This is a genomic window from Sphingobacterium arenae, from assembly GCF_014692505.1.
Taxonomy (GTDB): Bacteria; Bacteroidota; Bacteroidia; order Sphingobacteriales; family Sphingobacteriaceae; genus Sphingobacterium; species Sphingobacterium arenae.
The window spans coordinates 53214-78348 of sequence record NZ_JACNYK010000008.1; the positions used below are offsets into that span (position 1 = coordinate 53214).

General features: G+C 44.1%; 19 protein-coding genes. 4 read left to right on the forward strand and 15 right to left on the reverse strand.

Annotated features, from left to right (window positions below; translation table 11 throughout):
- Nucleotides 1–12: 12 nt before the first annotated feature.
- From H8B17_RS19555 to H8B17_RS19600, 10 genes are all read right to left on the reverse strand, one after another.
- Entirely contained in the window at nt 13–1137 is a 1125-nt protein-coding gene (locus tag H8B17_RS19555; RefSeq protein WP_190310927.1) for a polysaccharide pyruvyl transferase family protein, read from the reverse strand.
- Nucleotides 1134–2663, reverse strand: a complete 1530-nt coding sequence (locus tag H8B17_RS19560; RefSeq protein WP_190310928.1) for an MATE family efflux transporter — start codon at nt 2661–2663, stop codon at nt 1134–1136. Before H8B17_RS19560 ends, H8B17_RS19555 begins: the two co-directional genes overlap by 4 nt.
- Before the next feature lie 11 nt (nt 2664–2674).
- Nucleotides 2675–5062, reverse strand: a complete 2388-nt coding sequence (locus H8B17_RS19565; protein ID WP_190310929.1) for a GumC family protein — start codon at nt 5060–5062, stop codon at nt 2675–2677.
- 41 nt (nt 5063–5103) lie between these two features.
- Nucleotides 5104–5910, reverse strand: coding sequence for a polysaccharide biosynthesis/export family protein (locus tag H8B17_RS19570; RefSeq protein ID WP_223816693.1), 807 nt, complete (start codon nt 5908–5910; stop codon nt 5104–5106).
- A 53-nt stretch (nt 5911–5963) separates the two neighbouring features.
- Nucleotides 5964–6713 carry a tyrosine-protein phosphatase gene (locus H8B17_RS19575; RefSeq protein WP_190310930.1) on the reverse strand — a complete coding sequence of 250 codons (750 nt, stop codon included), beginning with the start codon at nt 6711–6713 and terminating at the stop codon, nt 5964–5966.
- A 124-nt stretch (nt 6714–6837) separates the two neighbouring features.
- On the reverse strand, nt 6838–8457 hold the full coding sequence (locus H8B17_RS19580) for a hypothetical protein (protein ID WP_190310931.1): 1620 nt from the start codon (nt 8455–8457) through the stop codon (nt 6838–6840).
- Nucleotides 8458–8482: 25 nt separating this feature from the next.
- Nucleotides 8483–9220: a hypothetical protein gene (locus H8B17_RS19585; protein ID WP_190310932.1), complete on the reverse strand. Its 738-nt coding sequence runs from the start codon at nt 9218–9220 to the stop codon at nt 8483–8485.
- Between the two features lie 34 nt (nt 9221–9254).
- Nucleotides 9255–10631 (reverse strand): exopolysaccharide biosynthesis polyprenyl glycosylphosphotransferase, encoded by a 1377-nt coding sequence (locus H8B17_RS19590; RefSeq protein ID WP_190310933.1) that lies wholly within the window; start codon nt 10629–10631, stop codon nt 9255–9257.
- A 539-nt stretch (nt 10632–11170) separates the two neighbouring features.
- Entirely contained in the window at nt 11171–11344 is a 174-nt protein-coding gene (locus H8B17_RS19595) for a hypothetical protein (RefSeq protein ID WP_190310934.1), read from the reverse strand.
- Between the two features lie 52 nt (nt 11345–11396).
- Nucleotides 11397–13229 carry an acyltransferase family protein gene (locus H8B17_RS19600; protein ID WP_380934554.1) on the reverse strand — a complete coding sequence of 611 codons (1833 nt, stop codon included), beginning with the start codon at nt 13227–13229 and terminating at the stop codon, nt 11397–11399.
- Nucleotides 13230–13459: 230 nt separating this feature from the next.
- Between H8B17_RS19600 and H8B17_RS19605 the strand changes: the two genes are divergently transcribed.
- The 4 genes from H8B17_RS19605 to H8B17_RS19620 all read left to right on the forward strand — a co-directional run bounded on the left by H8B17_RS19605 (nt 13460) and on the right by H8B17_RS19620 (nt 20420).
- Complete coding sequence (locus tag H8B17_RS19605) at nt 13460–14032, forward strand: RNA polymerase sigma factor (protein WP_190310936.1); 573 nt, start codon at nt 13460–13462, stop codon at nt 14030–14032.
- A 55-nt stretch (nt 14033–14087) separates the two neighbouring features.
- On the forward strand, nt 14088–15317 hold the full coding sequence (locus H8B17_RS19610; protein WP_190310937.1) for a FecR family protein: 1230 nt from the start codon (nt 14088–14090) through the stop codon (nt 15315–15317).
- A gap of 66 nt (nt 15318–15383) precedes the next feature.
- Nucleotides 15384–18731: a TonB-dependent receptor gene (locus H8B17_RS19615; protein WP_190310938.1), complete on the forward strand. Its 3348-nt coding sequence runs from the start codon at nt 15384–15386 to the stop codon at nt 18729–18731.
- 9 nt (nt 18732–18740) lie between these two features.
- Complete coding sequence (locus H8B17_RS19620; RefSeq protein ID WP_190310939.1) at nt 18741–20420, forward strand: RagB/SusD family nutrient uptake outer membrane protein; 1680 nt, start codon at nt 18741–18743, stop codon at nt 20418–20420.
- A gap of 51 nt (nt 20421–20471) precedes the next feature.
- On the opposite strand, the gene rfbA is transcribed toward H8B17_RS19620, so the two are convergent.
- From rfbA to H8B17_RS19645, 5 genes are all read right to left on the reverse strand, one after another.
- Nucleotides 20472–21338, reverse strand: coding sequence for a glucose-1-phosphate thymidylyltransferase RfbA (rfbA, locus tag H8B17_RS19625; protein WP_190310940.1), 867 nt, complete (start codon nt 21336–21338; stop codon nt 20472–20474).
- 18 nt (nt 21339–21356) lie between these two features.
- A complete protein-coding gene (gene rfbD, locus H8B17_RS19630; protein WP_223816694.1) occupies nt 21357–22328 on the reverse strand; it encodes a dTDP-4-dehydrorhamnose reductase in 972 nt (323 codons plus the stop codon).
- Nucleotides 22316–22852, reverse strand: a complete 537-nt coding sequence (gene rfbC, locus H8B17_RS19635; RefSeq protein ID WP_190310941.1) for a dTDP-4-dehydrorhamnose 3,5-epimerase — start codon at nt 22850–22852, stop codon at nt 22316–22318. Before rfbC ends, rfbD begins: the two co-directional genes overlap by 13 nt.
- 18 nt (nt 22853–22870) lie before the next feature.
- Entirely contained in the window at nt 22871–23923 is a 1053-nt protein-coding gene (rfbB, locus tag H8B17_RS19640) for a dTDP-glucose 4,6-dehydratase (protein ID WP_190310942.1), read from the reverse strand.
- 429 nt (nt 23924–24352) lie between these two features.
- Nucleotides 24353–25132: a tyrosine-protein phosphatase gene (locus H8B17_RS19645; RefSeq protein WP_190310943.1), complete on the reverse strand. Its 780-nt coding sequence runs from the start codon at nt 25130–25132 to the stop codon at nt 24353–24355.
- Between the last annotated feature and the right edge of the window lie 3 nt (nt 25133–25135).

Genomic DNA, 25135 nt, shown 5'->3' on the forward strand with positions numbered 1-25135 from the left:
AGTCAACTTATTTTATGCAATAAATTTCCTAATGAATTTCATTGAGCGTTCTCTCAACTCATCAATTTTGCTGCTGACCTCTGCGTAATTGGGTTCATCTGATAAATTTAGATTCACAACGTCTACCAAATTAACAAACCTATCCATCAACCCCAATTGTGTCAAAAGGAAAGAAGCTCTGTCGTCTTTGCTATCAAAGTTTATCTTCTTCAAATACCAAAAGTTTTTTCTGAACATAACCGAGAATATCGTACCGTGAAATGATGATGTGAACACCAATTCAGCATCCTTTATACAAGAAAGATAAGAGCTTGGACCGCCCTTTGGAGCTAATTTAATTCCATATTTCGCTAAATTTCTTCTTGACCACTCCTTTGCATCAATTATATAAATAGGTAAGCGTAATTTTTTGGACACCTCCAATATATATTCTATTGACTTTTTTGTGTAAGTTATAGTGTACCAAAATATGTATTTTTCCTTAATTCCGGTTTCTGAACATAACGGCAGATAGTCCTCTGTATTCAACAGAAGTGTGGGATCTGCCGTAATTTCGACCGGGATAGTAGTCAATTCTTCTAGCCATTTTTTAGCATTGTATTCACGAACAGAAAGTGCTGAGAAATTGTTAATGAATCTAGCATACTCATCTACATCACTAATCGTATTAATATTTGTTGCACCGAAGCTTACAGCATATGCTACTTTCTTACTAGACTTTACAAATGGGAGAAAATAAGCTTTGTCGGCATCTTGAGCCTTTGTATTCCAAATCTGATCACTACCGCATACAACCACGTCATACCGATTATCACACTCGAATAAACCCTCACTGGTTTTAATTCGGTTTGATGAAAGAACTAAATACTTATTTGAAAACTCTTCATAATCGTTGTATCTTTTCTTCAGCTTTTGATAATACAATAAGTTTAGAGCTATTCTAGCCACTTGTTTGATGGTACGAGGGAAATACAGTATGGAGTACATCCTTTGCTGATTATGATTTGAAAAATCTATAATTTCATTAGGCAAATTGAATTTATCTTTCAATACTTTTTGAAAGGCATACGCTTGCAACATAGATCCATTATTATGCGAAGCGTGAAAAGTCATGATTCCTACCATTTTATTATTCATTTTTTCAGTATCTTATGTATCATATTAGTAACCAATTGCTTTTCGTCGTCACAAAACCCTGTATAATAAACACTTATAAAAAAAGCGATAATTGAAACAGGAAATGTAATTAATAACCTAAGTTCAAAGTCGAATAAAGTTGTGATTATCAAACAAACTGATAAAATAACAATTGCCGGAATGATCTCTTTCGAAAAAACGCGATCTACATATAATCTTATGGACAAATTCGCTTGAACTTTTAAAAAATAAATTCTAAAAGCACAAGCAATTGACTCAATAAATACTGCACAAACCAAAACAGAATGAGGGGGCAATCCCTGCTTCAATAAAATATACGAAACCGGGACATTCATGAGCACAACTCCGCCAATAACCAGTTGATAAGCCCGGATTCTTCCAGTGGCTTGAATAGCAGATTGTAAACCTATAGTAGTTTGATTGATCAGCGTTGTAATTAGATATAAAGAACAGAAAGCAACAGTGTATTCTGGCACATCTTTAAGCCATAACCTAAGAATGGAAGGCATTTCAAAAATAGCTGGAATGGCAATGAATGACACTAAGAAAAAACCTAATTTACTAGCCATCATTGAAAGCTTTAGCATTCGTTTTCGGTCACTCACACCCTCACTTTTCATAATTTGGGGATTGATAGCCTTAAGAAGCGTCGCTGAAAAAAAAACAAGTTGTCCAGCAACTTGATTTGCAATACCATAAGCTGCGCTCACTATCGTTCCAAAAAAAACATTTAAAACAATTGCGATACCCTGATTTCTACCAACAACGCAAGCAGATCCAAAGAGATTCCACCCTGCGAAACCACCGAGGTTTTTCATTAACAATTTATCATATTTGTAGTTTAATATCGTACACTCTTCATACTTTTTAAGTGTGTACAGAGCGTATAACAGAAATGAGATAAAAGTAACACCTGCCATAAACAGTCCATAGTGAGCTAATCTTTCGCTTGCAATAAAATAGTTAAGAGAAAGGGCAATTATCAATTTCATTATCGCTTCGAGAATATTAACTATAGCGATCCACAACATATTCTCATGCGCATTTAATAAGGCAGTAAATGGTACGGAAACTATCGTAAAAAATACAGAAACTGCCATATAAAGATAAACTGTCTTTGCCATTGGTACGCGTTCCGACGGTATATTTAAAAACCCGTCAAATAGAAACTGAGACAATATAAGAAGGAAAAAGACCACGAATACTCCGAGTACAAGGTGTAAAATCCAACTGTTGATAAAAACCTTTTTACGAACAGAAAAATTTTCTCTCCCATGATAAAAAGACAAAAATCGCTGAGTCGCTGATGCCATTGCAGCATTCAAAAACGACAACATGGTTATAACCCCTGCGATCAAATTAAAAATACCATAATCCGAGACTCCTAAAGAACTCAAAACTATCCGTGTAGAGTATAACGACACACAGATCGTTAGAAGCATTTTTAAGTATAGAATAACAGTATTTATTGCTACTCTCTCTGACGCAGCAGTACGATCTCCCATTAATTTTCAAATTATGATTTATTTCGAGAAGAACTCAATTGCCACCACTTACGTTTAGTTTTTGAATCATCATAACCTCCATAGCCGTAGCCATAGCCGTAGCCATAACCATAATTGCTATAGTAGCCTCCTTTTGCCTTGATATCATTGATGATTAACTGAATAGGTTTGATCTTATTGCTCGCCACTAAATCATTTGGTATACGCAACTGCTCCTTATAGGTATATCCCTGACGCACCAAGTATAAACAGCAGTCAGCATAACGCGACAAAAGCTGCGCATCGGTCACCATACCTACCGGCGGTGCATCCATCAAGATATAGTCATAACGAGCCGACAAAGCCTCCATCAGCTCTGCAGCCCGCGGGTGGATAAGTAATTCCGCTGGATTCGGCGGAATCGCACCTGCTTGAATCAAATCGACAAGCTCATGCACGCCCGAAGGCATGATGATTTCGTCTGGTTGTAACTCATTCTTGACAATATAATGAGAGAACCCTTTCCCGGCAGGAAGTCCTAGTTTAGCCGTTACAGACGGCTTCCGCAAATCCAATTCCATCAACAAAACCTTCTTATCCAGCAATGCCAAAGATACCGCGAGGTTTAACGCAACATACGACTTTCCTTCACCAGACATCGAGGAAGTAAACAGAATACGCTTGCCTCCGCTTATGACAAACTCCAGGTTCGTCCGCATCGCACGAAATTGTTCTGCTATCGGTGACCGAGACGTCTTACTAACGACCACCTGCTCTTGCTCCTCGGAATGCGCAATCATACCCAGTATCGGCAGACTATTTCGACTCTCGATATCGTCTACAGATTGAATACGAACATTTAATAAATCGCGTAGATAAAAAACGGCTAAGGGAAAACTCAAACCCAGCACTAAGCCTAGCGCATAGATTAACTTGCGCTTAGGTGAAAATGGAATGGTTTCTGCCTTCGGTGAGTCAATAACTTTGGAATTCGAGACATTCGCAGTACGCCCAATCGCAGTTTCTTCCCATTTTTCTTGCAAGAAAATATATTGTGCTTGTTTGATCTGTTGCAAACGTGCCAAGTCAATGTAACCGCGCTCTATGGTTGGCACTTGAGTAATCTGTGAGGAAACGGAGTTTGCCAATTCTTGCTGGCTCTGCTTCGCCAATACTAATTGACGCCTAGTAGATGCCACATTGGCGATCATGTCTTGCCGCACGCGGGCGATCTGAGAAGTAATATTCTGCACCAGTGGATTGTCTTCCGTATTGGCTAGCAACAGACGTTCCCGCTGTAACACCAATTCATTATAACGTTGGATAAGCGCATTAAAACCGACATCCTGTGGAATCACGGCTGACGGCACCACGCGAGGATGCTGCGTATCTTTTAAATAACTCGCCACGGCATCTACCGCGGCTAACTGCGTTTCAACTTCAGCTAACTTTTGGGTGAAATCCGCCGAACTCTCAATAAGGACCCTCCCTTGTTGCGATATATCTGCTAATTGATTTCGTTTCTTGTATCCCGAAATCCGATCCTCTACTCCTGCCAACTCATCCGTAATTGTCTTGAGTCGGGCATTGATAAATGCCAATGTTGAATCGGCTATCACATTTTTGTCATGTAGATTTAATTCGACGTACTTCTCAATAAAGGTATTTAATAACTGTTCGCCGCGCTTTGGCAATTTACTTTCCAACGTTAAATCAATAGTAGAAACTAATTTATTGGTAACATCCGCAGAGAAAGCGTTCCGTAAGCCCGTGACGGCTTTACGTACAGGAACAAGAGTGAAGCCGTAGTTATTCTCTTGAGAAAAAGTGGAATCGACCAACGTAATTTTAAGCATGCCAACATCAGGAACAAAAAACGCCATATCTTGCTGGGTCTGAAAGGATGTATCCCGGTTACTCAATTCTAGTGTACCACCTTTTATGGGTATTATATTCAAGGATGTGCTTTTACCAATAGAATCGACATCCGATAATAAGTCTATCTGATAAGGGGTGGTTAAAACAGGGACATTATGCACAGCACCTACTTTATGAAAAGACAAATACGCTTTTTCAGCCAAAACCATTTCCCGCATCAAATCGGCTGTTTTAATGATTTCCACTTCATTGTCCACCGACGATTTAGCGCCCATTAAACCCGACAAATCGGCCAATGCTGACTCCCCTCCCAACATACCGCCTTTTTTATCGTCTGACACCAACAATTTAGCGTAAATTTTATAGGTAGGTGTGGTATAGCGCAAATAGATAAAAGCCAATAAAAGCCCAAAAAAACCACACAATACAAACCAATACCAGTTAGATAATAACCGACCAATAAAACGTAGGATCTCCTTATTATCGGATTTCTTTTCCTCGAAATCAAACTCGTCTTCCCAATCTATATTTCTTTTACTCATTTTTTTGAAAAAATCACTATGTACTTTAGATAAATGCTGATCTATAGTCGGGAAACAGCTATAATTAACACCGATAAAATTGAACCTATGATAGCATAGGTCTGTGTCCGCGCTGCATTATTCGCTGCGGCTTTTCCTTTGCCCGGCTCGACATAAATCACATCATTCTGCCGTAGGTAGAAATAAGGTGATTGCAACACCTCACTGTCATTCAGATTCAGCCGTACCAATTCTTTCTCTTTGCCTTGGTCGCGAATGAGCAATACATTCTCTCGCTTGCCGTAAATGGTCATATCACCAGCTAAGCCCAGCGCATCAAATACCGTTACTCTCTCGTTAGGCACCGTATAGGTAGCCGGCCGGGTAACCTCGCCCAATACCGTCACTTTAAAATTGGCAAAACGTACCTGCACCGTAGGGTCTTTATAATATTGTGTCGCCAGTTTGGTAATCTTCTCTCGGGCTTGATAAGTGGTCAATCCCGCCACCAGCACTTTGCCGAGTAGGGTCATGTTCACATAGCCATTCTTATCGACCAGAAAACCGGAAATAACCTGGCTGCCCACGTTTGTCGCTGAGCTGGCACCGATCGCTTGCATGACTTCCGACTGGTTTACTACCGAGCTGGTCGTCGGATCTAAGGTTTGAATAGTGATGCTCAGAATATCATCGGATTGGATCACCGGCTCCGTAAAGGCCGCAGCCTGCTTAAGGATACGCGTAGTATCGGCCGGTAGATCATTAAAATAGACGATCTTTTTGACGGAGCAATTGCTGAATAGCAGCAACAGTAGTAGGGGCAAGAATCCCCATCGAAAAACTGGGGGATGCATAGTGAATTTTTTCATTGTTTAAACTTGTTGATTGTAGATTGTAGTTATTTTTATTATTGTATTCATTTTTATGTGGTTACCCCACTAAAAAGTTCGTCGTTCATGATCGCGCAATGTTTAAAGTAAGCGCGAATATCTTCTCGCTGTATGCCTTCTTCGATGGCGTGTACGTGCCGCTCATGATGCACATCGGTACCGACGAGATCGATCATTCCATTTTCGAGCAGGTATTTTGCAACCCGACGTTCGTTGCGTCCGTAATAGCCCATCAGCGATAACAGGTTGAGTTGCAACAGGCAACCGATATCCTGAAAGCGTTCGATTTTCTTCGGGTCGCGTTGATAGAAAAGATACCGTTCGGGATGTGCTAGAATAGGAATGTATCCTTCCATCTGCAGGTCGAAAGCGACTTTTTCGATCAGTTTACTCTCTTCCATATAGGACATCTCGATCAAGACATGGTCTCCGGGCAAACAGAGTAATCCGTTCGGGTTTTGTGACAACTGCTGATCGAACGCGCTATCTACCATATACTCCGCGGCATAACCCGCAGCCAGTTGCGCCACACCTTCCTGCTCACGCAGCCGATCAAAGGTATTACCTATCGTTTCTGCTGTATTGGGGTACATATCTTGTATGATATGCGGTGTAAAATAGAACTTTCGTAAACCGAGTGCTTCCAGATGGTGCATCAGCTCAACGCTTTGCTGGAGGTTCTGACATCCATCGTCAAGTCCTGGCAAAAGATGCGAATGCATATCGACGTGCATCCATTCTAGATCAGGGTACCGGCGTTTTCGGTTAAAAATAGTCCACATGATTGTTGTCCGCCAAAGTAATATCGTTCCTGTAAATAGAAATACCCGGCCAGCTCGCCCGGCCGGAGTATTTCCCTACAATCACAAGCTTACACTTGAGCTCTTCATTTTCTTATTTATGCTTTTATAAGTTATTACATTCTTCGGCCAGGATCGCCAGATTGGTCGCTCCGGCTTTCGAACCCATGATATCGCCCGTTTCTATACCAACCGTAGCGGTGTTGTCTTCGCTCACGGCATGGTCGTTCACGATCTTTACACGCTCATTCCAGATGGCTTTGAAATCGTATTTCGTACCGTCAGTTTTCAATAGCGTCGTCCGCAAGAAGCCATTACTTACGGATCCTAAATACTTAAATTCTGTCGTTCCCGACTCCCGATAGAACATTTGGAATGTGGGTAATAACGTAACCACCGTGGTTTGTCCCGGACAACGTACATAGAGCTGTAAAGTAGATGTGGTACTTGTTGCATCACTTGGATCTGGCAATTGTATCGCAGTTGCTTGACCACAGCCTGCCAAATCACCTTCTGCTAAGATGTTTCCATCTTCCTTGCGTACGACGATCTTAACACCCGTTGTCGGCACATTCATCAGACTGATGCTGTTGTTTGTATTGTTAATCGAATAATCACCACTCGCGATAACTTTTCCACCCCATACGGCTTCTACCTTAACAGCAGCAGTGGTACCGTTCGTCATCCAATCGCCCGAGAAGTTGATCACGCGTGCTGCCGGACAAGCTTGTCCGAACTCGGCTGCCATATAGAAGGTTAAGTGGGTGATCTGGAAGTTGACGCGGAAGCCCGTAGCGGCTGAACCGGTAACGGTGCTGGTTTGCTCGTAACGCCATACGCCATCGCCACTGTTACTGAAGATCTGGAAGATCGTTCCGGCAGCGAGCGGTTGCCCGGTAATGGGGCTCACATAGTTTGCAGGAACAGGCATGCTCACCACCAATGGTTGGCTAAACTGACTGACTTGAACACCATTCACCAACATCTTGATATCGGCAACGGCCGCAGCGCTAAAGGTACCCGATGCCGTTGCACCGTCGTCCAATACTACTTCGCCGGCGCGTAGGCTACCTTCCGGCAAAAGTACAACGGCGTCTTCGTTATCGGCATCGATACTCGTGACCACGATCTGCACATTGGTCCCGGTGATGACCGCGCCGCTGGCATCTTTGAATTGGGTACCGGCAGGAACGGTAAGCTGCATGTTGCCGTCGCCAGTAGCGGAAGGTAACTCGACCGTAGCTGGTGCCGTGGTCGACCCGTCAGGATTCAAATCTACGTTCTCGACCACCTCTTCGGCACCATCAGGTACTTCGGTAGGCTTGGTGAGTACTACGGTCTGGATACCGGCCGAAACATCGGTAATGGCTACAGGAATAGTCTGGGTGTTATAACCGGGCGCGCTGAATTGTACGCGAAACCGGATCGGGTTATCGGCGGTCGGCGTGCGTGCCGGATCGACGCCCAGGACAAGCAGATTATCGGTCAGTTTAAAATCCTTGTACCCGTTCATATTGTAAATATCCTGGGTATCACCCGAGGTCAGTGATACGGTTACGCCCGGTACGTTGGCGTTGTTGGCATCCACCACACGCAACGTCACATAATTTTCGATAACCTCTGTACTGATCTGCAGGTTAAAATCCTTCAACGGGTTCTCGCAAGAGGAAACGCCGCCAAAAAGGGCTACCATTAAGGTATATATCGCTAATTTCTTCATTTTCATAGTCGTACTATTTTCTTATTTATCCCTACCAAAACCGATAACTGAAACCAACTTCTAAGCGCGGTAAATACCGGTAGTTCTCTATGTTACGCTCAATGATGGCAGCGTTGTTCACGTTCTCTTCCAACAGGCCAGTGGCCTGCATCGATACACTGGGTTTGGAAAGATAGTAGCATCCTAAATCGATGTGCATCGAGAAGCGGCTATCGATCACGATATTGCTCCAACCGATCCCCGCATAGGGATTGACCGTTTTTTTCCATTCTACATCGGTGGTAATCGTACCGACATGATCGGGATGTACGTTGATTTCGCCAAACTTATAGGGATCGCGCAAACGGGTGGTCAACTCGCCATCGAGCTTCCAGAAGTAGGCGCCGCCAACTTGCACATTGAAGCTCCGGAAAAATCCGCTACCCTGTACAAACGGCGTCCAGCCGAAAGCGAGCGATACATTGCCCGATTTTGCCTTTACTGCGCTACGTGTGGCGTAGTCATTGTAGGTGCCGCTAATGTTCGTACTGAACGGCATGTAACTGGCACCGAGACGCAGGCCAAACTTGGGCCCGAGCGGCTGGTATAAATGTAACCCCACACCGGTTGTTCCCATATGGACGCCCAGTGCGAAAGGATAAGGATAGCCATTGGAGTAGGCTGAAGCAGGGATGCTGTCTCGCTGTTCACCAGCCTGTGCTCTGGAGAGTACAGCCAACGTCAAACAACAGCTAAGCACCACGAAAACTTTGGTAAATCGGATTTTCATAATTTTATAGTATTCTATAGCGTAAAAACATTCATTAATAAGCATTCTTTTCGCCTCTTAACATGTTTAAGGCGGTCATGAAAATAATTTTGAAGTCCAACATGCTGGACCAGTTAGTAATATATTCTAAATCGAACTCCACGCGCTTGGCCATCAATTTTGGGTCTTTTGTTTCTCCCCGATAACCGTTTACCTGCGCCCAACCCGTGATACCGGGCTTGACAAAATGGCGCACCATATAATGCTGGATAAGCTTGCTATAATGCTCGGTGTGGGAAAGCATATGCGGACGCGGACCAACGACGGTCATCTGCCCGAGAAAGACGTTGATAAACTGCGGAAATTCGTCTAGGTTGGTTTTCCGTAAAAACTTACCGATAGGTGTAATACGCTTGTCGTCTTTGGAAGCCTGGGCTTTATCGGAATCTTTATTGACCACCATGCTCCGGAATTTATAACAGCCGAAAGTTTGGTTATTGCGTCCCGAGCGCGGCTGCTTAAAGAAAATAGGCCCGGGGCTTTGCAGCTTGATCAGCAAACCAATGAGCGGTACCATCCAGCTTAGAATAAATAGCAAAACCAAACCCGAGATAAATAAATCGACAATACGCTTCTTGACACGGTTTTCCATCGTGGAAAGGGAATCTTCGTGTGCGCGTATCACCGGCAAGTCGACACGGACGGCATCTCCCTTGGCGCTGCCATAGGATAGTGTTGCGGTAACGGCCGGAACAAAATTTAGCTGTACACATTCGTGGTTTGCTGCCATGATCAACTCCTTGCTATAGGTATTGATATCGGGGGTACTCACCAAAAACACATCGTGTATACCGAGCTTGGAAACTTCTTCGAAGTAGCGGCGAAACTGGGCTACTTTTTCTTCTTTGCTTCGCTGCTCTATTTTATCATAGTACTTGATGGTATTCACGTGGTAGAACGCGTGATCGTGCCCGAAGCTCCCCTCTACTGCCGCTAGATAATCGTTATGACCGATTAAAGCTACATTTTTACTCCAACGGAAACGCTTGGGTAATACGGTATAGACGTAGGTAAGAACAAAACGGGAAAGCCCAACGTACACAGCTAACAGCACGACAATCGCAGCTAGGAAATACCAGACACCGGTAAAATGATGCCCGATGAGCACACATACCGAAAACGCCACCAACATCGTTAATACCGTGCGGAATGTTTGCCGAAAAACATGTTCCAAACGCTCTATGGTGTTATTCTCATATAAGCGAAAATACAAGGAAGAGACAATAGCAACGAGATTAAACATCATCCACAGCGAATAGTAATTACTCGAGATGATCTCTTGCGCATTGACCCAGCCGGTTGTCGTGACGACAAAAAAAGCCATCAAAAAAATGATATTTAAGCACAACGCGTCTGTTAAGATCAGCGACATCTTTAAATAAACCAGCACCCGATTTTGAACATACCTATGCATACCCTTTAAATTAATTTATAGCACTTAAAAGGACCACATTAAATCAGAAAGATTAGTCAATAACATAGTAGGGCTGTTATTATCTTATAACGATAAATAACAGGCAAAAAAATCCACGTCAACATTTTTTAAAACGCTGCTCATACCCACATGGATACACCAAGACATACGTACGTCTTATAGGTTAATAGTTACCGATTAAGTCTTTCTCTTTTTTGTTTTGTTTTAAGTTAATATTTTTTGTTTTTCATCCTAAGTGCAAACAGTCCTCTTCACAATTTTTTCGATTAATAATCAAAACTGTTTGCCCCCAAGTGCATAGATTGTAGATTGTAGTTCACAAATGTAGGTATTTTTTCACAAAACAAGCCTACACCGTATTAATTTTGTATTAAATGTTTATTTATCCACTTTTTCACCGTATGGGTGATTATATGCTTTAAACAAATTAATTACGTTGCAAACGTACATAGGTTTAGGAAGAAAAAAAATACCCACTAGTGGGTATTTTTAAAAAATTTGGAGATAATCCAGATCACGACAGCAATAATCGCAACAACGAATAGAATACCGACCCAAACGCCGGCTTTGAAGATTCCTTCAATAACGGCACAGCTGTTAAACAGAACCAAGGTGAGCGATAAAAATAAAACCTGCGAAATTCTTTTCATAACAATCGTTTACTATCAGAACAAACACCGGATTAAAAAGTTTGTTTACCGCTTACCTCAGAAATATTTTTTCTGCCAAAATATCCCGATACTGCTCGGTACCATAGGTAGAAAAGTGGTCTGCATCATACATATAGCTTTCGATACCGTCTGTACTTTTTAATGTGGGGCGACGATATACATCAATATATTTATGACCTATTTTTGATGTTTTCAGGTAGTCGTTTGCGGCCGTTCGATAGGTCTGCAAATAATTTTCTGGTTCGATTCCGAATTTTAAACGCAACGTTTCCACAACGGGATATTCCACGGTATAGCTTTCCGTTTGCCCGATATACACTACCGGAATATCCAGTTTAGTGAAGTATGCCTCGATGGAATCGAGATAGCCCTTCACCTCACTCTTGCTATAACCGGCATAATTGGCCGACAGAATGACTTTATCAATCCGATCATGATGCGTAGGAAGATAGTGTTCATACAGGTAATGCATCAAGGCCGTTGGGCCTGCAAAAATAGGTTTCACGTGGGGTGCCGGAAACACGTCGTCTCCGGTGGCCTGCAAGAGGTTGACATCGTTTGTAACCGCTAGCTCCTGTAAGGTGTGTGCAAACATCCCTGCATGACAATCGCCTAATAGGAGGTAATTTGGTTGCGTGTCCGAAAACTGAAAGAGACGCGTTGTATCGTAATCGTTAAACGTAGACCGCGACAATAGATGGGGTCCGCCGAAGCCATACTGCGCGGCGGCACGTTCACGGGGATAATGGTAATGAAAAGCGACGAGGTTTGCCTCTTGTGGATTCGCAAAAAGCTTGTGAAGGGGGAGTTGCGTGCCTAAAAATGCCGTAACAACGACCAGTATTGCTGTTGCTGATAACCACTTAGGCGAACGGAGGAATGGACTTTTTTCTACAAAATAGTAAGACCATGTGCCCAAGATAAAGGACAGGACGAATACAGCCAAAAGATAGTACCACTGCTCCGATAGCGAAAAGTAAGTACCCAGCACGATAAGTGGCCAATGCCACAAATACCAAGAATAGGAAATATCCGCAACAAATTTTACTCCAGGCAATCGGAATAGCCGGAGATCGCTTTGTACCGCGATCAGCAGTCCGGTCGCTATGACGGGAAGCAAGGCAAATGCAGAGGGCCAACCGGATGACCGCATCCCAAGCACGCCCGTAACGGACACCAGTAATACGACGACGCATAGTAGGGCTATACTGTTCCGCACGCGTTGGGAGAATACCCGTAGGCAGGATTTTTCGTGTAAAAAAACAACGCCGCCTGCAAGCAACTCCCAGGCTCGGGTATGGAACATATAGAAAGTGAACGATTGATCGCGCGGCGCATAATACAGCATACAGCACAGCGATAATAAACCCAATCCATAAATAAAATAGGGATCGTACGGCGAACGACGACCTGCGAGATACCGAAACCCGATAAGCAACAGGGGATACAAAACGTAGAATTGCATCTCGATGGATAGCGACCAGGTATGCAGCAGGAAGTTTAACTGAGAGGCGGGTTGGAAGTAACCGGATGATAGCTCGTAATAAATATTGGAAACGAAGATGCTACTGGATAGGGCAAATCGACTAAAATCGTACAGTTTTATACCTAACACAAAATACAGGAGGATATAAAAAAATATAATCAATATCAGTAAAGCGGGCAGGATCCGAATCAACCGGCGACGGTAAAAATCGACCAGCCGGAAAGTGCCTTGATTCAGCCGTACCAAAATAATCTTGGTCATGAGATAGCCCGATAACACGAAAAAGATGTCGACACCGATATATCCGTCTTCAAAATAGGGTATTCCGAGATGATATAGAACCACCGACAAAATGGCTACGGCGCGTAAGAACGCAATATCATATCGAAAATTCGCATTACCGGTGTACATGTTGAGGTCTTAAAAAATACGTAGCTTCTTCTACACAAACCTAAATAAAATGCTTTGCATTCACCAACCGAATTTTAAATGAGTTCTCGAAGAATGCATAGCGGAATATGCTGCTTTATTTGTTTATACAAAGTTAATGGGCTAAAAAACGCAAGAATATATGAGATTGCTTAGTTTTGTATCGATGGAATAAAAACATGAAAGGAAGAGGAGATGATCTACGACGACAAATAGCGAAAGGTGATCAAAAAGCTTTCGCCGAATTTTACTATGGCTATCAAGATAGGGTTGCGAAGCATGCTTTTCGTATCGTAAAAGACCGCGAGCAGACCAAGGAAATTGTTCAGGATGTTTTCGTCAGGCTTTGGCAAAAACACCACGTGTTCGTTGATATCGCTGATTTGGAGGCGTATGTTTTTATGGTAACAAAAAACAGTTGTCTCACCGCTATCCGGACACGGATTCGCGAAAAAGGAAAACTGGAAGCTTGGAAAGAAGAGCATCCCGAGGTGCATAATGTGCCTCACGAACATATGAATACGATATACGCGCTGTTGGATCGCGCCATTGATGAATTGCCACCGCAGCAACGAAAAGTGTACTTGCTAAGCCGACACAACCGTAAAAAATATGCGGAGATTGCCGACGACCTCGGTATTTCTAGAGAAACCGTAAAAAAATACCTCCAGCTTGCTAATCAATCCATCCAAACGTACATGAAAAGACATAAAGACGTTGTTATTTCTTTATTTTTCTTTTTTTTCTCTTAACCCATACCCCCTTTTTTGATCCGCCTGCATCTTTATAAATAAAGATAGCGCCGACATGGACAAAAACACACATCGTATCTCGTATTTTCTACAAAAATATTTGGATGGAGATATCCAAGAAGAGGAGCTGTCGCAACTCCGCCACCTATTGGAAGAGAGCGACGAGAACGAGATCCAGGCAGCTTTCGACCTCATATGGAACAATACACCCTTAGCAGAGGATGATGATACGACTCCGTTTTTTTCCGACATGGAAACGGCGGCATTGCTCCAAAATATCATCGAACATGCTCCGGTTATAAATAGCAAAACACGACGGAAGGTCGTGGCCGTCTACGCGTTGGTCGCCTCTATCGCCGGAGCGCTCCTAACCTTAGCCTGGCTTTATCTAAACCATGATCCAGCAGCTCCTGAAGGAGTCGCATCCGTCGTTTTACAAAAAATGGAACACGATGTGGACCCCGCACAAGAAGAAGCCATACTGACATTGGAAGGGGGAGAATCCGTGTCCTTGCAACATATCAAAGCTGGAGATAGCATCCAGATGGGCGGTGTAAAGCTTGTTAACGACAACGGTCAGCTTTCTTATCAGGTGGTGCAAAAAGAGGCTCCGGGGATACAGCACGTTGTAAAGACACCCAAGGGTGGACAGATCAATATGACGTTGCCCGACGGGACGAAAGTTTGGCTAAACGCCGATTCGCGTATCACGTTCCTATCCAATTTGGGCACGCAGCATCGGGAGGTAACCGTAACGGGAGAGGTGTATTTTGAGGTAGCGAAATTAGATGGCAAGCGATTTACGGTAAAAAGTGCTGCAGGAGAAATCGAGGTACTGGGAACGAAATTTAACGTGCGGGCTTATCCGGAAGATAGGTCGATGCAAACGGCATTGGTGGAAGGCAGCTTAGCCATGAAAACGGATTCGGATCGTGTGGTTCTGAAACCCAATCAAGTCGGCGTAGCGTCAGACTCTCAACGGATCATGGTATCTGATCAGGATCGTATCATGGATATGATCGCCTGGAAAAACGGGTTGTTTTTGTTTGAAAACACAACCCTTGCCGACGTGGGCCGACAATTGGGCCGCTGGTATAACATTCGTATCCAACTGGGTGAGGGGTTAACCAACCAACGGATCACGGGAAAAATTGCTCGGGATGTTAAGCTCTCTCAGGTATTGGAAATGCTCTATTATTTAGGAATAGAAACGAATTTAAAAGATAACAATTTGATGATGATGCCCCAAAAAGAACATGCCTATGGAGAAAAGATTAAAATGTAACCACCAACAGAAAAATAACCTCATTATGAAAGACAAGTTAAAACAAAAACACACTAGATCTAAAAAATGATGTATTTAAAAAAAGCGATGAAACTGATCGCTGTACTACTGCTCTTTACGTTTTCTACCGCATTGGCGAGTAGTTACGGCCAACAACATATTACCCTCAAAACAAACCATACACCTTTAAGTAATGTGCTTAAAAGGCTGGAAAACCAGATGGATTACTATTTCGTATACAGAGAGTCCGAAATTCAAGGAATATCTATTGACCGCGTTCAACTGAAAAATGTCCCGCTGGCTGAGGCATTGGACAAGATATTGAACGGAACGAATATCGTATATAACATTGTCGGTAAAAACATTGTATTAAAGAAAATGTCTTCCGCATCTGCCCCTATCGTGCAGCAATCGGTATCGGGAACGGTAACCAACGATCAGGGCGAAGCCTTGATTGGCGCCACGGTAGCCGTTCGAGGGAAAACCTTGCAAACACAAACGGACGTGAATGGAGAATTCCAACTAACGGGACTGGAGAAAGGCGATGTTTTGGTGGCTTCTTATATCGGTCACTCGCCTAGCGAACTGGTATATGATGCGCAACCCAAACTTGCGATTACCCTGAATACTATCGCCGGGGATCTGGAAGAAGTGGTCGTGGTCGGTTATGGTACACAGAAGAAAATAAATCTGACAGGTGCCGTGGGCACGATTTCCGGCGAAGACCTGGAAAACAGACCAATTACGAATGTAGGCCGTGGGTTGCAAGGTCAGGTTCCGGGATTGACGGTTCGTGGCCTGAACACTGCTCCTGGCAACCAAGCGCCCCAGATCCGTATTCGCGGAGTGGGTACCTGGGGCGATGCGAACCCACTGATTGTCATTGATGGTGTGCCTGGCGGTAATATGAATATCTTAAATCCGGACGATATCGAGAGCATCTCGGTACTGAAAGATGCCGCGGCGGCCTCCATTTATGGGGTACGGGGCGCAAATGGGGTTGTTCTCGTGACGACCAAAAAAGGCGCTTCGGGTAGTCCTTCTATAAATGTAAGCAGTTATGTTGGATGGCAAACACCTACTGCGCTACCCAAGTTCCTCGGTTCTCCTGACTATATGATGCTGCAGAACGAAGCGAATGTTAACGCCGGACAAAATCCGACGTATACCGAAGAGCAGATCGAAATGGCTCGTAACGGATCGGATCCGAATTATTTCGCAAACACCAATTGGATCGACGAGGTATATCGAAAAAGCGCACCACAACAAAATTATAACGTCAGTTTGCAGGGTGGCAAAGACCAGACCAGTTACTATGCTTCTTATGGGTATCTGGGCGAAGGTGGTCTCGTTACCGGCGATAACTTCAAAGCGGGACGGCATAATGCGCGGATAAGATTGAACACCGAGGTATTTGACCGCATCAAGCTCGATGGTAATCTTGGATATGTGGACCGCGGTTATGACGGTTCGGCTTCGGGAACAAGTCCACTATCGGCAGCCATCTCTATCCGTCCATTGGTTCCGGTACGTTTTACCAATGGCAGCTGGGGTTACCATGGTGGGCAAAGTAATCCAGTAGCCTGGGCGCAAGACGGTGGCACAAATAGCTTCACTTCGCAGGAAATCACGGCCAACATCTCCGCGACGATCAACCTGATGGAAGGGTTGGACCTAAAAGGCCAATACGGCTTGATAAAGTATAATTCCAAACGCAATACATTGCTCAAAACAATCAACTATTTCAGCCCGGACGACGATGCGTTGATCTATCGAACCAACTACCCGAATAGCATGAAAATGGAACATTATGCACAGACCTACCAAACATTTATCGGGACAGCCAACTATACCAAGACATTTCAAGAGCATCATAACTTAACAGGTTTGTTAGGCTATTCGCTGGAAGAAACCGTAGGGAATGACTTCTGGGCTTCCAGGCAGCGCCTGGCTTCGCAAGATTTACCTTCTTTAGAAATCGGAACGGAAAACCAATTGAACGGGAGCTCCAGTGGGCAGAACGCGCTTATGTCTTTCTTCGGGAGGGTGAACTATGATTATCAGAGCAAGTATCTCTTAGAAGGTAACTTCCGGTACGACGGATCCTCGAGATTTCACCCGGATGTACGTTGGAACTGGTTCGGTTCTTTCTCCGCAGGATGGGTATTCAGTGAAGAGAGTTTCTTTGAAGAGTTGAAGAGTTTCTGGAATATGGGAAAAATCCGGTTCTCTTATGGTACGCAGGGGAACGATAAAATAATGGATCCTAATAACGATAAGGTACGCGATTTTCCTTATTTGTTGACGTTGGCACCCTCTGGCGTGACCTCAAACAACCCCATCGGCGATCAAGAGCAGGTAGGCTTTCGCCAGAGTTATATTCCTAATCCCGAGCTGACGTGGGAATCGTCGGAAAAAACAAATATCGGCCTTGATCTCGCATTCTTATCCAATAGATTAAATATAACGGCCGATTACTTTATCAACAATACCAATGATATTTTATTGGCACGACTTCTTCCTGACGTCATTGGTGTGGGAACGAACTATCCTGCATACAACTCGGGTTCGATACAAAATAAAGGTTGGGAGGTCGTTCTGGGTTGGCAGGACAATATCGGCGAGGTACGCTACGGAGCTAACTTCAATCTCTCGGACGTAAGAAACAAAGTCACGCATTTGGAAGATCGCAGCGAGGTGCTGAATGACCAAGTACGGTTGGTGGGATATCCCATAGGAGCATTTTATGGTTTTATAGCCGACCGTATCGCACAGGAGTCAGATTTCGATATTGTTGATGGAGAATATATTCCAAAATTCCCTTTTCAAAGCGGAGATCTTGTCGCCCCTGGCGATTTGATCTATAAACCAACTGACCCTAATGCAACGGAAATCACCGTACTGAACGACAGACATATTCTAGGAAGCGATATCCCGCGCTACACCTACGGCTTCCGGGGCGATCTAGCCTATAAAGGGTTTGATTTTAGCTTCTTCTTGCAAGGCGTAGGAAAAGCTGATGGATACTTGGGTGGGTCGGCGAGACACCCGTTTATTAATAACAGCGCTATGCCGCAGGAAGTACATCTGGATCGCTGGACGCCAGATAATACCGATGCTTCGTATCCACGTTTTGTATACTTACGGACACATAACACCCGCATGTCATCTAAATGGATCGAGGACGCATCGTATCTAAGATTGAAAAATGTCCAATTGGGCTATACATTCCCAACGCCTTGGCTGGAGAAGATGCGCGTCAGTAAACTAAGGCTCTATGTATCGGGTGATAACTTATTTACAAAAACAAATTTCTTCTACGGATATGACCCGGAAGTGCCGGTAGGTAATACGGGCGGGTATTATCCGCAAGTGAAAACGTTTATAGTAGGTCTCAATTTAAATCTTAAATAACTGGCAATCATGATCTTTCATAAAAAATATAGAAAAAACGTTAACCTAGCCCTGTTGCTGGTAGGTTTAGGAACGATGAGTAGCTGCAGCGATTTTTTGGATCGATACCCCCAAGATGAAGTCATTGACGAGACGTTCTGGCAAACGCAGGAACAGTTAGAAATGGCGGCAACCGCCATCTACTCGCGTGTAAAGGCCAAAAACTTCGTGGATATGGAAAATATGGGGGAAAATACCATGTGGCCCCAAACCCATGAGTACAAAGACATCGGCTCAGGTGTATTCCCCATCACGCAACCCACCGTAAATAACGAATGGCGTAACATGTTCCGTGATGTACGGGAATGTAACGCATTCTTGGAGAACTACCACGATGCGGAGGAAACGGAGCCGGGTGCTAAAGAGCGATTAGCGGCAGAGGTACGTGTGATACGTGTGCTAAACTATAGTTTCATGACTTCGTTTTTCGGTGATGTGCCTTTGATCACTGTGCCATTAGAACTGGACGATCCAGAGGTGTATGGTGAACGCACACCACAGAGCGAGGTGATCGACTTCCTATTGAGCGAACTGGATATGGCTGCAGAGCTATTGCCAGAAGCCATTCCTACAGGCGATAACCTCGGGCGGGTAAACAAAGGTACGGCTTTAGCCCTAAAAGCTAGAATTGCGCTTACTTATGGGCGTTTTGACGTAGCCGAAGAGGCTGCAAAGGCCGTCATGGATATGGGCATCTATTCGTTATATAGCACCGGTGACCCGGAAACCTCCTACTATGACCTGTTTACAAGGAACGGTAAACTGGCAGAAGGACGAAACAAAGAAACCATCTTTGCGCGCATGCACAAAATGGATATTATTATGCATAACCTAAGCCGGGAAATCCAGGTGCCGGATCAATTTGCCCGCTTCGTGCCTACACGATCTTTAGTAGAATCCTATCTATGTAGCGACGGATTGCCGATCGATAAGTCACCCCTTTATGAGGACGAGACGTATGCAGATGTGTTCAAAAACAGGGATCCGCGTATGACGCAAACCATCCTCGTACCGGGTGATACTTGGGGTGGACGCTACGATGGCAGACCGGTGGCGGAAAACCCTGACCCAACCATCTACATGGTGCCTAAATTTAGCCAAGATGGCCGGGGATCGGTAACAACAACGGGTTACTATTATAAGAAATATGTGGAACCAAGCGCTGTCCCTAATTACAACCGAGATGACAACGATATTCATCATATCCGCTACGCTGAAGTGTTGCTTACGTATGCGGAGGCTCGTTTTGAACAGGGCAAGCTAACGCAAGATGACCTCGATATATCGATTAACCTCCTCCGTGACCGGGTGGGCATGACCAGAATGGACCTTGCTTTTTTGGCCGAGCATGGTATGGATGTCCGCGAAGAGATTCGCAGAGAGCGTCGCGTTGAATTGGTGTTGGAAGGTCATCGCTATTTTGATGTAAGAAGATGGAAAGAAGGCGAGCGCCTTGGTCAGGATATCGAAGGCGTAAAAGCTTCTTGGTTTCCAGCCCTGAGCTCTTCAACCTATCGGAAAAATGCGGAAGGCTTTCTGGTTGTCCAATGGAACAGAAGGTTTGAGGCGCCTAAAAACTACCTTTGGCCGGTTCCACAGGTGCAAAGGGAACGAAATCCAAATTTGTCACAAAACCCTGGGTGGGAATAATAGTCATCATCTGAGGAATATAAAAACGGTATCTTTGAGGTACCGTTTTTTTTATCTTCCTTTTGCGATGCGTTTTAGGTATTCTCCATATCCGGATTTTACCAAGGGTTCGGCAAGTTGCAGCAGTTGCCCTTTATCGATATAACCCATCCGGTAGGCAACCTCTTCAATCGCGCCGATTTTCATCCCTTGTCGTTCTTCGATCACTTGGATAAATTGCCCTGCCTGCATCAGTGATTTTATCGTCCCGGTATCCAACCAAGCTGTTCCGCGATCGAATACGCCCACTTTTAACTTTCCGCGGCGGAGATATTCTTTATTGATGTCGGTTATTTCCAACTCGCCTCGTTCAGAGGGCTTTATATTTTTCGCGATTCCAATCACATCGTTATCGTAGAAGTAGAGTCCCGGAACGGCATAATTTGATTTGGGTGCACTCGGCTTCTCCGCAATGGATATCACATTTTTGTTCTCGTCAAATTCTACTACACCATACCGTTCTGGATCGTGTACCGGATAGGCGAATACGACACCGCCGTTTGGATCAGAGCAGCTTTGTAGTAATTTGGACATGCCTGATCCATAGAAGATATTGTCTCCCAGAATAAGGGCGACCTTATCCATTCCGATAAACTCCTCTCCTAACAGGAACGCCTGCGCCAGACCGTCGGGACTCGGCTGTTCTTTATAAGAAATCCGGCAGCCAATCTGAGAACCGTCTCCCAAAAGCTTTTGGAAGTTCGGCAGATCTTGTGGTGTAGAGATAAGCAGAATGTCGTTAATGCCAGCCAACATCAGCGTGGAAAGTGGATAATAGATCATCGGCTTATCGTATACGGGCATGAGTTGCTTGGATACGGCTAATGTTAATGGGTGTAAACGCGTACCGGAACCTCCGGCCAATATAATACCTTTCATCTATTTCTTTTTTATTTTTCAGTTGTCAGAAACTTCTTGGTTTTCTAACGCAATCATCTCGGTTAAGCTGTCCAGCCAAAACGGTACTTGAACATTAAAAGTACGCTTTATCTTACTTTTATCCAACAAGGAATAGGCTGGGCGCTTGGCGGGTGTAGGATATTGCGAGGTGAGAATGGGCGTTATTTGGCAGGTTGCGCCAATCAAGTCTCGAATGGTGATGGCAAAATCGTACCAGGAGAGCTGGCCTTCGTTGGAATAGTGATAAATACCCGGATGCCACTCGCCGGCTTTCAGGATATCTACGATGGCTTTCGCCAGATCCCTGGCGTAGGTGGGCGAACCGATCTGGTCATGAACGACAGATAATTCTTCTCGTTCTTGAAGGAGGCGAATCATCGTTTTGACAAAGTTATTACCATACGTGGAATAGACCCAAGCGGTACGTATAATAATGCTTTCGGGCGCCCATTTTTGTATTGCTTGTTCTCCTTTCCATTTTGTAAGGCCGTAAACGTTCAGTGGGGCGGTGGCAGCATCTTCCGTTAGGGGTTCACTCGAATGGCCGTCAAAAACGTAGTCGGTAGAAATCGCGAGCAGTTTTGCACCGTGCAAACGGCAATATTGGGCTATTTCTTCTGTTGCCAAATGGTTTATGGCATGGGCAAGTTCCGGTTCGCTTTCTGCTTTATCCACCGCGGTATAGGCTGCTGCGTGGATAATGATATCGGGTTCATACATCCCCAAAATGTCGTGGATAATCAGCGTTTGTTCTAAAGGAAGTTGTTTTCTGTCCAAAAAGAACGTTTCGAAGGCTTCTTCGTTTCTCAATAGTTTTTTTAGCTCGGAGCCTAGCTGTCCATTAGAGCCTGTGATGAGGATTCGCGGTCTATGACGCGTTGTTCGTGATTCGGTATGCGTTGTTTCTTGATTGTCTTGCATGGCTTTTTGCGGAATACTGTGGTTTACTTCTTGGCTTACTTCTCCCAAAAAGGTAGTATCTTATCTTTATCGGATATGATCAGCTCTTCTTGCGGAAGCTGCCAATCGATAGCCAATGTGGGATCATCGTAGCGCACGCCCCACTCGGCATCTTTTTGATAGAAATTATCGCATTTATAAAAAAACGTAGCGGTATCGGAAAGGACGACAAAGCCGTGCAAAAAGCCTCTGGGAATAAATACTTGCAGGTTGTTTTCTTCGGAGAGTTCAACCGCTTCGTATTGTCCGAACGTTGCTGAGTCTGGACGGGCATCGACAATGACATCGAGCACGCATCCCTGCAATACGCGGACTAACTTGGCTTGGGCATATTCTCCCCGCTGGGCGTGCAAACCGCGAAGCACACCTTTGGTAGAGAAAGATTGGTTATCCTGGACAAACCGCGTCGCTGTTCCTGTCTGCTTGTGGAAAGCTTGTTCATTATAGCTTTCGAAGAAATACCCTCTACTGTCTCCGAGCTTCCGGGGCTCGATAATAAAGCAGCCCTTGAGTTTTGTTTCTGTTATGTTCATTCAAAAATTTTTTACTTCCTATTCACCGTATTGCTCTTCATAATAGTGCTGATAATCGCCAGAGGCCACATTTTCTAACCACTGCCGGTTGTTCAGGAACCAATCGATCGTATGGGAAAGTCCTTCTTCAAATGTAACGGATGGTGTATAACCTAATTCCGTATTGATTTTGGTGGCATCTATGGCGTAACGTAGATCGTGCCCCGGACGGTCTTTTACATAGGTAATCAATTTTTCTGCTGTTCCGGACGCACGGCCTAGTTTTTCATCCATTTGCTTGCAAAGCTCTTTAACGAGATCAATATTTTGCCATTCGTTGAAACCACCAATATTGTACGACTCTCCATTTTTTCCTTGGTGGAATACCAAATCTATAGCGCGCGCATGATCGACCACAAATAGCCAATCGCGGGTATATTTTCCATCACCGTATATAGGCAGCGGCTTCTCGTTCAAAACGTTAAGAATACAGAGGGGGATGAGTTTTTCCGGGAAGTGATTCGGCCCATAGTTGTTGGAGCAGTTGGTAATGACCACAGGCAGGTCGTAGGTATCTTGATAAGCGCGTACAAAATGGTCTGAAGATGCTTTTGATGCGGAGTATGGTGAATGTGGATCATAGGGTGTGTCTTCCGTAAACAGGCCGGTTTCACCCAACGTACCATACACTTCGTCGGTAGACACATGATGGAAACGCTTGCCTTCGGGCTTGTCTTTCCAAGTTTCACGTGCGGCGTTCAAAAGATTCACTGTACCGAGCACATTCGTCAATACAAAATCAGTCGGCGCTACAATGGATCGATCTACGTGGGACTCGGCAGCCAAATGGATGACACCATCAGGCTGATGTTTTTCGAATAGTGCCGATACACCCGCTGCATCTCGAATATCTTGTTTAACAAAGCTGTAATTGGACTTGCGCTCCACATCTCGTAGATTTTCCAGATTACCGGCATAGGTCAGTGCATCCACATTGACGATATGATAATCGGGATATTTGTTTACAAATTCACGAACGACATGGGAACCGATGAAACCGGCCCCGCCTGTAATGAAAATGGTTTTGTTCATGATTCAAAGATAGTTTTTTTCTTCATTTTTTGTCTTGACACAAAAAACGAAGCAAAAAAAGTCAAGACTTGTCTGTTTTTGCTATCTTGATTTGCCTATTCCTAAACAGAATGCAACTCACTTCGTTCAGACAACATTCTGTTTTTAACGGAATAGCCATCATCAAGATGACCACAAAAAAAGACGAGGTCGTTTTAATACGTGTAATCGCTGGGCAATATTAATCGCTTTATTGACGCCATGCACTATCCTCCAAATCAAAGACTATATCTCTTCCCCAATTTGAAACTATGCATTGTATTGTCCTCAATTAACAGATGATGTCGCATCCGGATATTTGAGGTATGTAGAAATTTATCCTTAGTACTATCCATTCCTCTCAAATATCCGAAGCGACGATTTTTTGGTTCCTTTTTTCTAAAAAAAGAACTAAATAGCTAATTTTTGACTATCGTCGAAGATCGTTGCGTTTTTTATCGGGTTATCTTTCAATAAATCGAACGTGTCGTATTTCGAGGCGACTATTTTCAGGGCATGGAGGTGTTTGTCGTGGTGCATATCCGTGCCTACTAAATCATACATGCCGGATTTTATCAACGTGAGTGCAATCGATTTAACGGGTTCTCCGTAATAGCGGGAGATGGACAGCAGGTTAAGTTGTAATAAACAACCTGCATCTTTAATTTCTTTGTATACTTTAAAATTCTGGTGATAATAATTATAGCGTTCGGGATGGGCTAAAATGGGTTGGTATCCTTTTTCTTGAATGTCTTTAATGGTCTGGAACAGTGCTTTGGATTCTGCTAAATAGGACATTTCGATCAGGATATGTCTATTGGGTAAGGCACAGAGGGCTCCGCTGTGAACCAATTCTTCCAATTGATCGTCAATCATATACTCTGCAGCATACTGGAGATCGAACTTTATCCCATTATCGGTAATGGCCTGCTTCAGCTTAGCGTGGGCATCTTGGATCGTGGCGGGTGTGTTGTCGTGTACACCGTGCATGATATGCGGTGTAGATATTGACTTTTTAATTCCCAGCTCTCTTAGGCCCTGAATAAGTTTCAACGATTGCTCTATGCTTTCGCTACCGTCATCGATACCAGGCAAGATATGGTTATGCATATCAACCCCGATCCATGCTAATTTTCCAATAGATTCATTTTGATTTGTACTTCGTTTAAATAAGTTTTTCCAAAAAGACATAGT

Bases quoted from the DNA above. Each gene is read 5' to 3' on its own strand.
- H8B17_RS19555 (WP_190310927.1), bottom strand. From the start codon at position 1,137: ATGAATAATAAAATGGTAGGAATCATGACTTTTCACGCTTCGCATAAT.
- H8B17_RS19560 (WP_190310928.1), bottom strand. From the start codon at position 2,663: ATGGGAGATCGTACTGCTGCGTCAGAGAGAGTAGCAATAAATACTGTT.
- H8B17_RS19565 (WP_190310929.1), bottom strand. From the start codon at position 5,062: ATGAGTAAAAGAAATATAGATTGGGAAGACGAGTTTGATTTCGAGGAA.
- H8B17_RS19570 (WP_223816693.1), bottom strand. From the start codon at position 5,910: ATGAAAAAATTCACTATGCATCCCCCAGTTTTTCGATGGGGATTCTTG.
- H8B17_RS19575 (WP_190310930.1), bottom strand. From the start codon at position 6,713: ATGTGGACTATTTTTAACCGAAAACGCCGGTACCCTGATCTAGAATGG.
- H8B17_RS19580 (WP_190310931.1), bottom strand. From the start codon at position 8,457: ATGAAAATGAAGAAATTAGCGATATATACCTTAATGGTAGCCCTTTTT.
- H8B17_RS19585 (WP_190310932.1), bottom strand. From the start codon at position 9,220: ATGAAAATCCGATTTACCAAAGTTTTCGTGGTGCTTAGCTGTTGTTTG.
- H8B17_RS19590 (WP_190310933.1), bottom strand. From the start codon at position 10,631: ATGTCGCTGATCTTAACAGACGCGTTGTGCTTAAATATCATTTTTTTG.
- H8B17_RS19595 (WP_190310934.1), bottom strand. From the start codon at position 11,344: ATGAAAAGAATTTCGCAGGTTTTATTTTTATCGCTCACCTTGGTTCTG.
- H8B17_RS19605 (WP_190310936.1), top strand. From the start codon at position 13,460: ATGAAAGGAAGAGGAGATGATCTACGACGACAAATAGCGAAAGGTGAT.
- H8B17_RS19610 (WP_190310937.1), top strand. From the start codon at position 14,088: ATGGACAAAAACACACATCGTATCTCGTATTTTCTACAAAAATATTTG.
- H8B17_RS19615 (WP_190310938.1), top strand. From the start codon at position 15,384: ATGATGTATTTAAAAAAAGCGATGAAACTGATCGCTGTACTACTGCTC.
- H8B17_RS19620 (WP_190310939.1), top strand. From the start codon at position 18,741: ATGATCTTTCATAAAAAATATAGAAAAAACGTTAACCTAGCCCTGTTG.
- rfbA (WP_190310940.1), bottom strand. From the start codon at position 21,338: ATGAAAGGTATTATATTGGCCGGAGGTTCCGGTACGCGTTTACACCCA.
- rfbC (WP_190310941.1), bottom strand. From the start codon at position 22,852: ATGAACATAACAGAAACAAAACTCAAGGGCTGCTTTATTATCGAGCCC.
- rfbB (WP_190310942.1), bottom strand. From the start codon at position 23,923: ATGAACAAAACCATTTTCATTACAGGCGGGGCCGGTTTCATCGGTTCC.
- H8B17_RS19645 (WP_190310943.1), bottom strand. From the start codon at position 25,132: ATGTCTTTTTGGAAAAACTTATTTAAACGAAGTACAAATCAAAATGAA.